This is a genomic window from Winogradskyella epiphytica, from assembly GCF_003217215.1.
Lineage (GTDB): Bacteria > Bacteroidota > Bacteroidia > Flavobacteriales > Flavobacteriaceae > Winogradskyella > Winogradskyella epiphytica.
The window spans coordinates 16,176-32,275 of the sequence record NZ_QJTD01000011.1 but is presented as its reverse complement, the minus strand read 5'-3'; the positions used below and the strand labels follow the sequence as shown (position 1 = coordinate 32,275).

At 34.8% G+C, this 16,100-nt stretch carries 8 protein-coding genes; 5 read left to right on the top strand and 3 right to left on the bottom strand.

The features are described from left to right. Positions 1 to 231: 231 nt before the first annotated feature. On the bottom strand, positions 232 to 3,012 hold the full coding sequence (locus DFQ11_RS14230; protein ID WP_110476553.1) for an outer membrane beta-barrel protein: 2,781 nt from the start codon (positions 3,010 to 3,012) through the stop codon (positions 232 to 234). Positions 3,013 to 3,292: 280 nt separating this feature from the next. After that, entirely contained in the window at positions 3,293 to 4,597 is a 1,305-nt protein-coding gene (gene der / locus DFQ11_RS14225) for a ribosome biogenesis GTPase Der (RefSeq protein ID WP_110476552.1), read from the bottom strand. A 362-nt stretch (positions 4,598 to 4,959) separates the two neighbouring features. Between der and DFQ11_RS14220 the strand changes: the two genes are divergently transcribed. The 5 genes from DFQ11_RS14220 (at position 4,960) to DFQ11_RS14200 (ending at position 15,034) form a co-directional block, all read left to right on the top strand. After that, entirely contained in the window at positions 4,960 to 6,744 is a 1,785-nt protein-coding gene (locus DFQ11_RS14220) for a LysM peptidoglycan-binding domain-containing protein (RefSeq protein WP_110476551.1), read from the top strand. A 187-nt stretch (positions 6,745 to 6,931) separates the two neighbouring features. After that, positions 6,932 to 11,656, top strand: a complete 4,725-nt coding sequence (locus tag DFQ11_RS14215) for a gliding motility-associated C-terminal domain-containing protein (protein WP_110476550.1) — start codon at positions 6,932 to 6,934, stop codon at positions 11,654 to 11,656. A 17-nt stretch (positions 11,657 to 11,673) separates the two neighbouring features. Beyond that, positions 11,674 to 12,612 (top strand): PorP/SprF family type IX secretion system membrane protein, encoded by a 939-nt coding sequence (locus tag DFQ11_RS14210; RefSeq protein ID WP_110476549.1) that lies wholly within the window; start codon positions 11,674 to 11,676, stop codon positions 12,610 to 12,612. Positions 12,613 to 12,622: 10 nt separating this feature from the next. Beyond that, positions 12,623 to 14,506, top strand: a complete 1,884-nt coding sequence (locus DFQ11_RS14205; protein ID WP_110476548.1) for an OmpA family protein — start codon at positions 12,623 to 12,625, stop codon at positions 14,504 to 14,506. A gap of 27 nt (positions 14,507 to 14,533) precedes the next feature. Then, the gene (locus tag DFQ11_RS14200; protein ID WP_110476547.1) at positions 14,534 to 15,034 is read left to right on the top strand and encodes a GTP-binding protein; all 501 of its coding nucleotides are present in this window, start codon (positions 14,534 to 14,536) and stop codon (positions 15,032 to 15,034) included. On the opposite strand, the gene era is transcribed toward DFQ11_RS14200, so the two are convergent. Continuing rightward, positions 15,025 to 15,906 (bottom strand): GTPase Era, encoded by an 882-nt coding sequence (gene era / locus DFQ11_RS14195; RefSeq protein WP_110476546.1) that lies wholly within the window; start codon positions 15,904 to 15,906, stop codon positions 15,025 to 15,027. The genes DFQ11_RS14200 and era overlap by 10 nt on opposite strands. Between the last annotated feature and the right edge of the window lie 194 nt (positions 15,907 to 16,100).

Below are 16,100 nucleotides of genomic sequence, written 5' to 3'. Positions count from 1 at the left end.
TGTACATTTGTTTCCCAGGTAGGTTATAATCATTACATTTAAAACCTATGAATTTTGAAATTATTTTTCAAAAACACAAAATTCTGGATAAACTCTTAAAATCATAAAATAGAGGAATCATTATATTATTAATAGCGATTCCTCTATTCATTAATAGAACTACTATAATCCTTTTACTCATCTTTTATCTTATTTTACTCATCTTTTATCTTATCAAGTTGCACTTCACTACTAATCAAAAAAGATAACATCATTATTACTTGATTCTCCCTTACTCCCCAAACTATTAAACTTATAACTTAGACTTAACATAAAAAACTGTCTTAGAACTGTACTTTGTTTATCTTCAATATAATCTTGAGTCGCAATACGCTTTGCATTAGTATTTTGATTTAGTAAATCATAAACTTTTAGTGTTATTAAAGCTTTGTCTTCAAACAAACTATAGGCTAAAGTAGAGTTCCAAAACCAAGCTGATTTCTGAAAACCAACAGCTACATCGGAATTATAATTGAAACTTATATCATTTCTCCATTCTAATCTTTTAGGTAAAAATGTAGCCGTTCTTAATCCTGCATTATGCCTCGTAAAAGTTCTATCATCAAACGCCGCAATATCGTATGCGTTAGTACTGAAGTTTAATTCGTAGTAAGGCTTGAATTCCATCACCTTATCCCATAGCAAATCGACACCAAGTCGAGGAGAAATGGTTCTCGCTTTACTCGCATATTTAACTTCATTATTAAAGTTGATTCTATTAGAAACGTTATAACGTATTCTAAGGTTTAATTTTAAAGTTCTTAAGGTGTCTAATTTAATGTCTTTATTGTACGACCCTGAAATTCCATAAAAGTATGCCCCATTCACATTCTCATAGGTTGTCGTTCGTTTTAACGTTTCGGGATCAACTACTGTTTTAGAAACCACATCATTATCAGTTTTATTTCCATAAAAATTAGCATAAAACCCTGTTCGTTTTTGCCAATCAAATGCATTATAACCTCCATAGATACCATGCCTATTCGATACGTTCAAATTTGGATTTCCAATAATAGTCCGCAACGGATTAGAAACATCTGTATAGGCTTGTAGTTGTCTTAATGCTGGAGGCTGATTTTCCAACCAATAACCCAAATAAGCTGAAGACTTAGGGCTAAACGTATAGTTAAACCTATAATTTCCTTCAATATTTTCAAACTTTCGTTCTACATCGAATTGTGGCCTTAGCACATCCTCATTTTTTAAGGTTCTAACGTTAAATCCTAAATTGAAACTAGTAGATAATTTTTCGCCGCGATAGGACATTCCAACAGTTGGAATACTCCTGGAGTCTGTATATTTGAAATCCGTACTTAAATCAGCACTAAATTCAGTGTAGTCTTGTGTAGACCCATCATAGTCGTATGTGCTTTCTCTGTCTTTATCTTTATCTCTTTTGTATTCATAGTTAAAATTCATAAAGAATTTTTTAGCAATAATTGGCAATCTGTAAGACAATTTCGTGGAAACACCATAGCTATTCTTATCTCCATCAGTAAATTGATCTCGTGTAATTGATTCTGGATGGGTTCCAAACACCTCTGTATCTGAGTACAAATAATCATCACTTTCTTGTTGGCTCACACTAGTTTCCAACTCTAATTTTACAAATGCTCCCTTAGCTCCCAAACGTTTTGTTGCTGATATCTCATTAGAAAATTTTCTAACAAATCTTTCAACATTAGAATCTACTTCAGATTGGTTAGTTAAAACATACTCCTCATCTAAAGTTTCCTCATTACTAAAATACCGTGTATTAGACTTTGAATAATTAAAAGAGGGTTCTATATTAATCTGAAAGGTGGAATCGGATTCAATTTCGAATGCTAAATTAAAACTATGATTATCCGTGTCGTTCTCTGATCTTGAACTTGAATTGGTAAAAAATCGCGAATCCGACAAAATGGTTTCTCGTTCTGCTGATGATTCATTTTCAGAATTACTTGACGAATGAAAATAATCAGCAGAAACATCTGTCTTTTCACCAATTACGTCTGCGTAATTAATACCCGCATTCTGTGATGTTGTAATACCTTCTCCACCACCAAAAGATCGACCACCAATAGAAAATGAACCATTATTATTAAAATAAATTGAACCTCCTGTACCAAACATTTTAGAGATTTCACCAAAACTAAAACCAGGGGAGTTCGTATTGTTTCCCCCTGCCAGTACACTTATCCTTCTATCATTGTCAAATAGATTAACCATTCCGGCCAATTCATATCGTTCATCGGTCCCTCCCCCTGCAGACACACGCCCAAATACGCCTTTGTTATTTTCTTCTTTTATAGTAAGGTTAATAGTTTTATTCTCCTTGTCACCCTCCTCACCTGTAAATTCTTCAGATTTCGTTTTTGTATCTACAACCTGAATTTTCTCAATAATATCCTTTGTTAAGTTTTTGGTAGTAATCGTAGGATCGTCACCGAAAAATGGTTTACCATTCACAAGAATTTTATTAACAGGTTTACCGTTTACTGTGATTGCTCCTTCTTCGTCTACCTCAACTCCCGGCAGCAACTTTAGCAGATCTTCAACATTAGCATCTTTCTTTGTTTTAAAAGATTTTACATTAAATTCTAAAGTATCTTTCTTTATGGTAATTGGAGCTGTCGATCTCACTATAACTTCCCCTAGTTGATTATCGAGAGGCATAGAGATTAATCCTAAATCTATCTTTTCCTGATTAATTAAAATCTTTTTGAAATGTGTTTTATATCCGACATGTGAAACATAAAAATTTAAATTTTTATCGAATGTTGAATTTTCTAGTTTAAACTTCCCATCCTTATCTGAAATAGTATAAGTAACTACAGAACTATCCTTGACGCGCTCAAGATACACCGTAGCTGATTCTAGTGGCTGTTCTGAATCTTCGGCTTGAAGTTTACCAGTAATGGTGAAAGATTTTTCTTGAGAAAACAATTGTAATGAAAACAAAAAAATTAAAACAAAGTATACTTTTTTCATAAAGACGGTTAAGATTGATAGCGGGATAATTAATCGATTGCGAACGACAAAAATTAAAAATCGTATGAGTTTTTTTTGAAATGGTTTTAAAAATTAATTCAAAAATTGATTACCATAGACGAGAATTAGTCGTAGAAAATTTATTGATGAAAGTTTAGCTTTAAAACTTTTACTTTAAAAAAGACTAAATATAATATTTTTAATAGGATACACTATTAAATTAAATAACCTCCCCAACAATCTGTTGAGGAGGTTAGATTAATGACATAAATTTATAAATTTATTTCTTACGCATGTAAACACTTACTGGCACACCAGTAAAGTCGAAATGGTCACGTAATTTATTTTCTAAAAATCGCTTGTAAGGATCTTTCACATATTGCGGAAGGTTACAGAAAAACGCAAACTGTGGTTGCGGAGTAGGCAACTGCATAACATATTTGATTTTTACAAATTTCCCTTTATAAGCTGGAGGTGGTTGATGTTCTATAATTGACAACATCGTTTCGTTTAACACACTCGTTTTAATTCGTTTTGTTCTATTTTTATAGACCTCAACAGCCGTTTCAATAGCTTTATAAATACGCTGTTTGTTTAAAACAGACATAAAAATAATTGGCACATCTGTAAAAGGTGCTATTTCTTGTCTAATATGTTGTTCAAATTCCTTAGCTGTTTTGGTGTCTTTTTCAACCAAATCCCACTTATTAACTAGAATCACAATTCCTTTTCTATTGCGTTCTGCTAACCAGAATATATTTTGAACCTGTCCATCAAAACCACGAGTAGCATCTAATACCACTAAACAAACATCACAATGTTCAATTGCTCTAACGCTTCGCATTACAGAATAAAACTCTAAATCATCTTTAACCTTAGCTTTTCGACGAATTCCTGCCGTGTCTACAAGGTTAAATTCAAAACCAAATCGGTTATATTTTGTATCAATAGAATCACGCGTTGTTCCAGCAATATCTGTTACTATATAACGTTCTTCACCAATCAGTGCATTTATAAAAGATGATTTTCCCGCATTAGGTCTTCCTACCACAGCAAAACGAGGTAATTCATCTTCCTCTACTTCCTCTTTTTCAGGTAATGCAGCCACTACCGCATCTAATAAATCTCCGGTTCCACTACCATTAATACTGGCAATAGTAAAATAGTCTCCTAATCCTAGGGAATAAAATTCTACGGCATCTTCAGCACGTTTATTATTATCTACTTTATTGACCACCAAAAAAACTGGTTTATCAACGCGACGTAATAAATTTGCAACGTCTTCATCCATTCCTGTAACCCCAGTTTCTACATCAACCATAAAAATTATAGCATCAGCTTCATCTATGGCTAATTCAACTTGTTTATCAATTTCTGCTTCAAACACATCATCGCTACCAACAACATAACCACCGGTATCTATTAAAGAAAACTCTTTACCATTCCAGTCTGTTTTGCCATAATGCCTATCTCTAGTTACACCACTTACAGCATCAACAATAGCTTCACGCCTCTTTATAAGACGGTTAAAAAATGTGGATTTCCCTACGTTAGGGCGACCAACTACAGCTACTATATTACTCATTTAATTTTATTTAAGGCTACAAAGATAATACTTACTAATTAGTTATAGTTAACTTATTTTATTGTCTTTTAATTTATATCGTTCTTTAGCTCCTCTTCAAAATGATTAAGCTTCGGAATATAAATCTTTTTAATGTTTACATGATATCGAAAATAAACACAGTCATAAGGTGTATATCCCATAAATTTAGTACTTTTAATTCTTGAATTTAACAGAATAATAACAAAACCTACTTTGTATCCTCAAGTTAGTAATCTTTCTAAATAGATTATTTTTCTTATTTCAATTTAGGGTTTAAGTTTATTCTATACAATAAGTATACACTTCAAAAACAAAAGATTATAATTAATTTTTACATAAGAATGAGGAAAATTTTTACGCTTATTATAGTTTTAATTTTAAGCACCCAGCTTTCAATGGCTCAAGCCAACTATACCGAGCACCTCATTAAAAAAGGCGAAAACGTTTATAGAATTTCATTAAAATATGGAGTTAGCGTCGAATCTATTTATGAACTTAATCCAAATTCGAAGACTGCTATATACCCAGGAGAGACTTTACGCATACCTAAATCGGATAATTCGACGACCAAATCAGACAACAACGAAACAGCTGTAATTGATGGTAATATTGAAAACTATCGTGTTAAACAAGGAGATACTAAATTCAGTCTAGCTAAGCGTTTTGGCGTGAGTATTCAAACGTTAGAGCGTCAAAATCCGCATATTGCTAAAATGCTTCAAACAGGTCAGTTAATTAATTTAGTTAAAACTTCAAGCCAAAGCACTAACAGCGCTAAAACTGCAGGCTCTGAGGTCCCGAAGACCGAAACGGCTTCAGGAGACTCTGCAAAAAAGTATAAAAACTATGTTATTGAACCGAAAGAAACACTTTATAGTTTAGCAAAAAAAGCGGAGATGACCATTGCTGAGTTTCTTGCTTTAAATCCAAAACTTGAAACTTCAGTTAAAACTGGAGATATTATAAAAATGCCAACGAAATTAGCTCAAACCGAAGTAAAGGCAGATAAACCTGAATCAAGTCCCACCTACTCTTCAAGTGTAAAATTAACTAACAAGAATACCGAATTATATACCGACTTAAAAACGGATACTTCTAATGGTCTATACATATATTCACCTTTTTCTGCTGACGATTTAAAGTCTGAAGTCCGAAAAAAAGTACTGCTAGATTCTAACAAAGATTTTCAAAAATATATTGACTTTTTTCAAGGAGCACAAATTGCAATTGACTCAGCAAAATCATTGAATCTTGATTTCGATGTCACCATGATTAAGCGGAACATTGCAAGTTCAGTAATAAACATCGATAGCGAGCATGATAAAAATGCAATGTTAGTCCCATTCATAGAAAACAGTTCCTATAGCCCAAAAGTCTCATCAAACAAAAACATCTCGATTATTGATATTGGATCTAATATCACCCCTACTACGGGCCATTATGTTTTCAAATCAATTCCAACTTCAGAATTAGAAAAGACTAAAACATTAAATTACTTATCGAAACAAAATGCTCAGGTTGTAGTAGTTAGCGATTTGGAACAGGCTAGAAATAAAGATTTAATAATCAAAACTATTCCTGACGCTAAATTTTTAAAAGTTGACAATGCTGGGATGTTTGAATCTAGAGCATTAAAAAAGACCTTAAGTAAGTCTAAGCTTAATTATATTATTCTTGATAGTGACAAAACCATTGTGTTTTTAAAATCAACAACCGCTTTAATGAGCAAGCTAGCTGATTATAACATTCAACTCGTCATATTAGAATCGTCTTTGCTTCCTAAGAAAAATGAGGTTTCAGATATGAGATATCGCGTATTGAAATTAATTTTTCCATCAAGCATTAATCCAATGACGAGAAAAGCCTCTAGTAGTTTTGAAAAAAATTATGAAACTTGGTTCGAATCAAAACCATCTAAGTACGCGATAATTGGATTTGATGTGACCTTAGATACATTATTACGACTCGCACAAAATTCGTCCCTCGAAAACACTGCAAAAACTATAGTTTCTGAACACCCACATATAAAGTTTGATTACAAAAAAATAAGTGATTTCAATTATTCAAATATGGGTGTCCATTTATTTCAATATGACACAAATGAAGGCTTTATTATGCTCGAATAAATTGAAAAAAATAAAGATTTAAGAACTATATAATCGTCATAATTAAATTTTTGTGAGGTAAATCGTATTTACATATATTTGTTAAGCATCTACCCCTCAGTTTTGCAAGATGATGATTTTAATTTGAACTTGCTGTTCCTAACCATAGCATCGATTTCAAGCAAAGTAATTATTATAAAAATTTTTAATGAAAGCCAATCATTACAGTCTTATTAACTATCAGTTACTTGTAGCGCTCTTTTTTATTTCAATAATTAGTGGATTAACTTCTGTTCGAGCACAATGTCCAACAGTTACTAATAATTTACAAAGTCTTTGTGACGTCCAATCTGTATTAGTTGGAGATTTGCAAGCAATAGATAACGGAGGTGGTATCGTTTGGTATGACTCTCCCACTTCTACCACTCCCTTATCAAACTCAGAAAGTTTAATCAGTGGCGAAGATTACTACGCCGATGACAATACCGGTTCTTGTGGAACGAGAGCTCGTGTAGACGTTGTTATTTACAAAGCTCCTATGGGAGATCCTTTTCAAGGATTTTGTTTAGACGACCCTACTCTTGCGACTGTAGGAGATTTAGTGGCCACAGGAAATAATGTACAATGGTACTTATCGGCATCTGGAGGAATTCCTTTAAATGATTCAGATATATTAATTGATGACACCATTTATTACGCTGATCAAGAAAACCCTGACACAGGATGTAGAACATCGCGATTATCAGTTCTAGTAAAAGTTGGTAACACTCCAGTTCCAACTGGAGATATGGTTCAGCAATTTTGCACTACTCCTGAGTATACACCAACTGTAGGAGACTTAATAGCAAGTGGAACTAATAATTGGTATATATCTTTATTTTCAGCATTACCATTACCACTTAACACGCCTTTGGTTAATGGTCAAACTTATTACGCTACAACCTTAGATCCACCTTGCGAAAGTACAGGTAGATTACCAGTATTAGTAATATTGGACAATGGCCCGGAAGCTGGTGAAAATGGAACATTAGAAATTTGTGAAGGCGACACCACAACTACAGTAGACTTGTTTACCATACTTGGAGGAACACCAGACACAGGAGGTACATGGAGCCCTTCACTAAATAGTGGCACTGGAGTTTTTGACCCAAATGTCGATGCCGATGGCGAATACACTTATACAGTTAGTTCAAATAACAGTTGCCCTGATGATTCTGCAACTGTTACTGTAATTTCAGCTCCTACTCCCAATGCTGGAGAAAATGGAACCTTAGAGCTGTGTAGCATTGATGACCCTGTCGATTTATTTGATAGCTTGGGGGGAACGCCTGAAACAGGCGGTGTATGGTCTCCAACGCTAGCAAGTGGTACTAGCATATTTGATCCTAATGTTGATATAGCAACCACATACACTTACACTGTTGCCGGGACTGTTCCTTGTCCTGATGCAACTGCAACCGTCAACGTCACCGTAGCGCCATATAAAGATGCCGGAGAAGATGGAGCTATTAACTTATGTAGCAATGAGCAAAGTGTTGATTTATTTAATAGTTTGGGAGGAACTCCTGAAACTGGTGGAGTTTGGACACCAACATTAAATAGTGGCTCGGGAGTATTTGACCCAAATATTGATGCAGAAGGAGTTTATGTTTATTCTTTTCCAAATAATTCACCTTGTCCTAACGAAACAGCTTCAGTCACGGTTACTGTGAGTGATATGCCAGATCCTGGAGCCAACTCAACTATCGAGATTTGTAGTAACGATTTATCGACTATAAACTTATTCAATAGCCTTGACGGCAACCCTGATACTGGTGGTATCTGGTCTCCTGCTTTATCGAGTGGAACCGATATTTTTGACCCTGCAATAGACCCTGCAGGTGCTTATACATATTCATTAGTGGGTACAGGACCGTGCCCTGATGCGTCAGCTGTAGTCAATATTATTATAAACGAAGAACCTAATGCCGGTACAGACACTACTATTGATATATGTAGTAATGATAATGCTATAGACTTGTTTGATAGCCTTGGAGGATCTCCTGATTCAGGGGGAACATGGTCACCAACATTAACTAATGGAACAGGAATTTTTAATCCTAATATGGATGCTCCAGGTACTTATGTTTACACAGTAACAGGCACTTTTCCATGTTCTGATGTTAGCGCTTCTGTAACTATAAACGTCACACCTTTTTTAAATGCAGGCACAGATAGTGCTATCACACTTTGTGAAAATGACGGCTCTGTTGACTTGTTTGAAAGTTTAGGTGGCACACCAGATATTGGAGGCACTTGGTCTCCTGCTCTATCAAGTGGTACTGGCGTTTTTGACCCTAATATTGACGCGGCAGGTAGCTATACTTATTCATTTTCAGGAAATGGTGAATGCCCAAACAGTTCGGCCACAATTACAGTTTCATTATTAACAGAGCCGGATGCTGGTTTAGATGCTACTTTAAATTTATGTAACGTTTCTACAACACCAGATTTATTTGATAGCCTTGGAGGAACACCTCAACCTGGTGGAATATGGTCCCCTACTTTAGCCAGTGGAACTGGAGTTTTTGATCCAAATATAGATCCTGAAGGAATATATACTTACACTATAAATTCTGCTTGTGGCATTAGCTCTGCCTCAGTTACTATATCCATTACAGACGCCAACATAGCAGGTACTGATGGTGCCGTTCAACTTTGTTCAACTGACTCTGTAATTGATTTATTTAATAATTTAGGTGGATCTCCAGATGCAGGAGGTGTATGGACACCAACATTAACAAGTGGAACGGGTGTCTTTGACCCTAATATCGATTCTCCTGGAGTTTACACATATACCATTTCAAATAGTGGAACTGAATGTCCTGATGATTCTGCCACAGTTGAAGTTTCTGTTTTAAATGAACCCGATGCAGGAAATGATGGAACTATGAATTTATGTAACATCAGCGAAACTATTAACTTATTTGATGGCCTTACAGGATTCCCTGACGCAGGAGGAACTTGGTTTCCTGCACTAAGCAGCGGCTCTGGAGTTTTTACACCAGGAGTTGACCCAGAAGGTGTTTACACTTACACCGTAACTAATGCTTGTGGAAGCAGTTCTGCATCAGTAACTATTACTTTTTTAGATACCAATGATGCAGGGCTTGATGGTACAATTGAGATTTGTACAAACGATTCAACTACAGATTTATTTGACAGTTTAGGAGGAACACCACAATCGGGTGGTACTTGGTCTCCTGCTCTTGCAAGTGGCACTGGAATTTTTGACCCTAATGTGGACGCAGAAGGAGTTTATACTTATACAATATCAGGTACTTCAATATGTCCTGCCGATTCGGCAACAGTTACCGTATCTATTTCAGAAAGTCCTGACGCTGGAATTGATGGCACAATTAACCTATGTACATTTACTGAAACTTTGAATTTATTTGATGGACTCACAGGAACACCGGATACTGGAGGAACCTGGTCCCCTGCACTTAGTAGTGGCACTGGGTCTTTCGACCCAACTGTTGACCCAGAAGGGGTTTACACCTATACTGTTGTTAATTCATGTGGAAGTAGCTCAGCAACTGTAACAATTACCATTTCAGTCCCAAATGATTCGGGAACTGATGGCTTTATCGTATTTTGTAGTACTGATACAGCTCAGGATTTGTTCGATAGCCTAGGTGGCACACCTCAATCGGGTGGAGTATGGACGCCTACCCTTGCTAGTGGATCCGGCTTGTTTGATCCAAACGTAGATACCGAAGGCGTTTATACTTATACTGTTTCTAGTGATACTTCATTTTGTCCAGAATCCTCATCGACTGTTACAGTATCATTTGCACAAGAACCTAATGCCGGTGAAGACAACAACCTTAATTTATGTTCGGACATCACAGATGTAGAAAACCTTTTTGATAGTTTAGGAGGAACTCCTGATACTGGTGGTGTTTGGTCTCCGACTTTAAGCAGTGGTACGGGTGTATTTGATCCAACTATAGATAATCCTGGTGTTTATACTTATACTGTGACTTCTGTCGAATGTGGAACAACGAGTTCAGCAAGTATAACCGTGTCAATTATTGAAACACCAGACGTTACAGGACTATCAATGTCATTAGAAAACAATGTCATTTGTTTGGGTCTTGAAGATGCTATTGTAAATATCACAGGTGCTACTCAACTTGATGATGGTGAGTATTCTATAGTGTATCAATTGAGTGGGTCTAATGTTTCTGTAAACACTATTCCTGTTACTGTAGTTAGTGGATCAACTTCATTTATAATTCCGCAAATTTTATTAGAAAATCCGGGAATTACATTCGTAACTATTAATCAACTTTTCGTTCTTGACCAAAACTGTAGTGCATTTACAGATAATGTCGTACCGGTTAGATTAAAAATTGAGTTAGCGCCAACACCTCAACTTATTACCAATGGTTCAGAATTTTGTCTGGAAGATGAGCCTACCATTTCAGATTTAACAAATAACATTTTAGATTATACATCTGTAGTTTGGTATGACCAACCAGAAGATGGAACACCGTATGCCGACTCAGATTTATTAGAAGATGGAAAGGTATATTATGCAGCCATAGTCACGCAATATAATTGTGAGAGTATTACTCGCTTAGAAGTAACGGTAAGTCTTATCTCTTGTATTAGAGAGCTGTTAATTCCTGATGGTTTCTCACCTAATGGTGACGATGTAAACGATGTTTTCGATATACTAAACTTAAACGAACTTTATCCTAATTTTAAACTAAGTATATATAATAGATACGGTAATATTCTATATGAGGGCAATATAAACTCACCTAAGTGGGATGGAACCGGAAAAGGAAGTACACTTTTACCTGTCGGTGTCTATTTCTATATTTTAGAATTCAACGACGGTGAACGTGAACCATTACAAGGCAGGGTCTATCTCAGTAGATAATTACGATAAATTTAAAAATGAGAAGTAAAATAACAACATACAGTTCCATCATAATTATCCTTTTAATTGGATACTCTACGCATGCGCAACAAGATCCACAATACACACAATATATGTATAATATGAGTGTAATAAACCCGGCTTATGCGACTGATGACTCATCTTATATTAATGCAGGACTGCTGTATCGTACGCAATGGACTAATTCGGTAGGAGGACCGACAACAGGTACGTTTTTTGCCCACTCCACTTTAACAGATCGTGTAGAAGGAGGTTTATCTGTAGTTCATGATGAAATTGGTGATGTAGTTAAACAAACAAGTGTTTTTGCTGATATTGCTTACGTGTTACCAGTAGGTGATCAAGCCAAATTATCTTTCGGTATAAAAGCAGGCGCAACGTTTTTTAGTACCGATTTTAATGGTTTTGTGTATTCAGATCCACTACCAGATCCAGCCTTTGCCGAAAATATTAATAGAACCTTTCCTAATGTAGGTGCCGGACTGTTCTATTTTACTGACAAATACTATTTAGGCTTTTCTGCTCCTAATCTTTTAGAGACTAAACATCTTAGTGAAGATAGTGGTGTAGTAACTCAAGGTTCAGAAAAAATACATTTATTTTTTACTGGTGGTTATGTTTTCAATCTAAACGAGAAATCTAAATTAAAATTTGCGTTTATGTCTAAACAGGTTCAAGGCGCACCAGTCTCTGTAGATTTAACCGCTAATGTTTTAATAAACAATTTAGTCGAAATTGGATCAGCCTATCGTTGGGATGATTCGGTAAGTGGAATGGTAAATATTTCAATTTCACCGTCTTTACGAATAGGATACGCTTATGACCACACCCTATCTAATTTAGGTCGATTTAACTCTGGAAGTCATGAAATATTTTTGTTATTTAACATCAATAAATTCGGAAAAGGCTATGACAAATCACCGAGATTTTTCTAATTAAATACAAATGAAAAAGATAAATCTATATATTTTAATTGCTGTTTTGTTTACAAGTAGCATGGGCTTTTCTCAATCAAGAAAGAAGGCCGATAATTTGTTTCAAAACAGAGCATATATTGAAGCTGCTGAAATTTATGCACAACTTCCAAAAACGGCATCTAATTTAGAGCGTTTAGGAGATTGCTATTATTATAATTCAGAATTTAAAAAAGCACATAAAGCTTATAAACAAGTTTATAATTTAAGAAACACTGTAGAATTATCTGAGGATTTTTATTTTAAATATTTTGAGGTTTTAAAAGGCACTAACCAATACGAAGATGCTGATGAAATTTCTACGCTTCACCTAGGAGAACCTTTTAACACCGAAGATTTCAAGTCTTTACTAAAACGTATTGTCCCTTATAATTATGAATTAGAGAAACTAACGTCATCTATTAGCGGCACTAATTTTGGAATCGCTTTGTACGGAGATAAGATTGTCTTTAGCTCTACTCAAAACATGAATAACCCTAATTATAGTTGGAATAACAAACCCTATCTAGACCTTTACGAAGCGACTATCTCTAAAGGAAAAAAATTGCGGTTAGAGAATATCAAACCATTCAGCGAGACTGTAAACACTAAAAAACAACATGAAAGTAGTGCTGCATTTACAAAGGATGGTAAAACTATGTACTTCTCAAGAAACCTCAAAAAGCGTGTTGAAATCGATTCTAATAAAGTTGCCGTAGTAAGTATCTTTAAGGCAGAGTTAATAGATAACGAATGGACAAATATTGAGCCAGTACCATTTTCAAGCGACTTATACTCTACTATGCACCCAGCTTTAAATAGTGATGAAACACGATTATACTTCTCTAGTGATATGCCAGGAACTCTAGGATCTTTCGATATTTTCTACGTAGATATTTTAGAAAATAACACTTATGGTCCGCCAGTAAACTTAGGCTCTAAAATCAATACTAAACATAGAGAACAATTTCCGTATATAGCTAAAGACAGTACATTATACTTTGCATCAAATGGCAAATCTGGTTTTGGTGGTTTAGATTTATTCTCTAGCAGTTTTAGTGATGGGGAATATTTAGATGCACTAAATTTAGGAGAAACTATTAATAGCGAAAATGACGATTTCGCATTTGTAGTTATTGATTCACTTAACACGGGTTATCTTTCTTCAAATAGAGATGGATCTGATCATATTTACACATTTAAGCGTGTAGAAAACGAAAGAACTTATTTTATTGAAGGTTTTGTCACAGATAAAGTGACAGGGAATTTATTACCTAATACAACGGTGACACTATTTGATAAAGATGGCAACGTTGTCTCCGAACAAAATGTTGGTGAAGATGGAAGGTATAAAATAGCAACAAAGCCAAATCAGAAATATTCCATAGAAGGTTTTAAGCCGAAATACATTCCACAAATTGAATTTTTTGATACCAATGATAAAGGAAATATAGAATTCAATATTGAATTGGAAATGGAATCATATAAGGATGCTGAAGAAATTGTTACTGATGACGATGAAGGAAATACCTATATCGAATTAGAAAATATTTATTTCGATTTTGGAAAATGGGATATAAAACCACAAGCTGCAAGAACTTTAGACGTATTGGTAGCACTATTGAAAAAGTATCCGCGTATGGAAGTTCAGCTTGGTGCTCATACCGATTCGAGATCAAGTTTTGAATTTAACATGGAGCTATCCACAAAACGAGCACGTGCTACACTGGAATATCTTGTTGAAAATGGGATCTCTCGCGCACGCTTAACCTCTAAAGGGTATGGAAAAACTAAACCATTAGTTCCATGTGGAGATGACTGTACGGACACCGAACATTCTATAAATAGACGTTGCGAATTCTTAATTCTAAAGTAAAGGTTTCAATTCGAGTTAGACAGAATTATGGCACTTCCCAACGAAATTGTTTTAAGGCCTCGTTTCAAATTCGAGGTCAACTCTAATAATCAAAATATTTTGACTCATTTTGAGAAATCAAAACATAGTCAGAATGAATTTATTATTTCAAGAGTAGACGACCATGTTTTTATAAGGTTTCCTAAAAACAATCAGCAGTTCTGGTCACCACAACTTCATTTAGAAATCAATAATGAAGGTGACAGTAAATCTATGGTTCATGGTCTTTTTGGACCTAACCCAACCGTTTGGACCATGTTTATGTTTATGCATTTCATAGTAGCCGGATTATTCTTTGGATTTGGAGTATGGGCTTATACGAACATCACTTTAAACAATTCCTACGGTCTTCAATTAACCCTAACCTTATTTATGATAGTTCTATGGTTCGTATTATATTTTGCCGGAAGATTTGGTCGTGCTAAAGGAAAACCTGAAATGCAGAAACTTCACGCCTTTATGCAAGAAACGCTTAAAGCTTATCTCTGATTATAGCCAAAACGTTTTAACTGTTTTTGATTACTCCTCCAGTTTTTATTCACTTTAACGTATAATTCCAAATGGACTTGTTTCCCGAAGAATTTCTCCAATTCTTTACGCGCTTCCACCCCTACTCGTTTTAGAGCTGAGCCTTTGTGACCAATTATAATTCCTTTCTGAGTTTCACGCTCTACCATGATAACCGATCGCATTCTAATAATAGTCTCTTCTTCAAAAAACTCCTCTGTATCTACTTCAACAGCATACGGAATCTCTTTTTTATAATGCATTAAGATTTTTTCTCTGATAGCTTCATTTACAAAAAAGCGTTCAGGCTTATCAGTTAATTGATCTTTTGGATAATAAGCTGGAGATTCTGGTAGTAATTCAATTATTCTATCAAAAACATTTTTCACATTAAAACCTTCCAATGCAGAAATAGGAAAGAATTCAGCATTAGGCACTTTTTCTTGCCAAAGTTGCGCTTGCTCTTCTAATTGTTCTTGATTAGACGTATCAATTTTATTTAATAATAATAAAACCGGAATTTTTGAATTTGTTATCTTATTAAAGAAAGCTTCATCTTTTAATTCCTTTTCTCCAATTTCAACCATATAGATTAAAACATCTGCATCATCAAAAGCGGACTTTACAAAATCCATCATTGATGCTTGTAATTCATAGGCTGGTTTTATGATTCCCGGAGTATCACTTAATATAACCTGAAAATCTTCACCATTTACAATTCCTAAAATCCTATGTCTAGTTGTTTGAGCTTTAGATGTAATTATAGATAGCTTTTCACCTATAAACGCATTCATCAACGTGGACTTACCAACATTAGGATTACCAATAATATTTACAAAACCTGCTTTGTGCATCTTAAATAATTTACTGCAAAGTTACAACCTTTAACGCATTTTCTATTAAAGATAAGAATTACAATTTTAGACGTGGTAAAAATCACAAATTTTATGCGTTACGGTGGCAAGTGAAAATAACACAAAACCATTTGAGCTTAGCTCTCAATCCACACCAATCTCTGGCACTTCCATAAACAACTTTATTCAAACAA

Excerpts from the sequence above, each read along its gene's own strand:
- DFQ11_RS14230 (WP_110476553.1), bottom strand. The coding sequence starts at position 3,012 with ATGAAAAAAGTATACTTTGTTTTAATTTTTTTGTTTTCATTACAATTG.
- der (WP_110476552.1), bottom strand. The coding sequence starts at position 4,597 with ATGAGTAATATAGTAGCTGTAGTTGGTCGCCCTAACGTAGGGAAATCC.
- DFQ11_RS14220 (WP_110476551.1), top strand. The coding sequence starts at position 4,960 with ATGAGGAAAATTTTTACGCTTATTATAGTTTTAATTTTAAGCACCCAG.
- DFQ11_RS14215 (WP_110476550.1), top strand. The coding sequence starts at position 6,932 with ATGAAAGCCAATCATTACAGTCTTATTAACTATCAGTTACTTGTAGCG.
- DFQ11_RS14210 (WP_110476549.1), top strand. The coding sequence starts at position 11,674 with ATGAGAAGTAAAATAACAACATACAGTTCCATCATAATTATCCTTTTA.
- DFQ11_RS14205 (WP_110476548.1), top strand. The coding sequence starts at position 12,623 with ATGAAAAAGATAAATCTATATATTTTAATTGCTGTTTTGTTTACAAGT.
- DFQ11_RS14200 (WP_110476547.1), top strand. The coding sequence starts at position 14,534 with ATGGCACTTCCCAACGAAATTGTTTTAAGGCCTCGTTTCAAATTCGAG.
- era (WP_110476546.1), bottom strand. The coding sequence starts at position 15,906 with ATGCACAAAGCAGGTTTTGTAAATATTATTGGTAATCCTAATGTTGGT.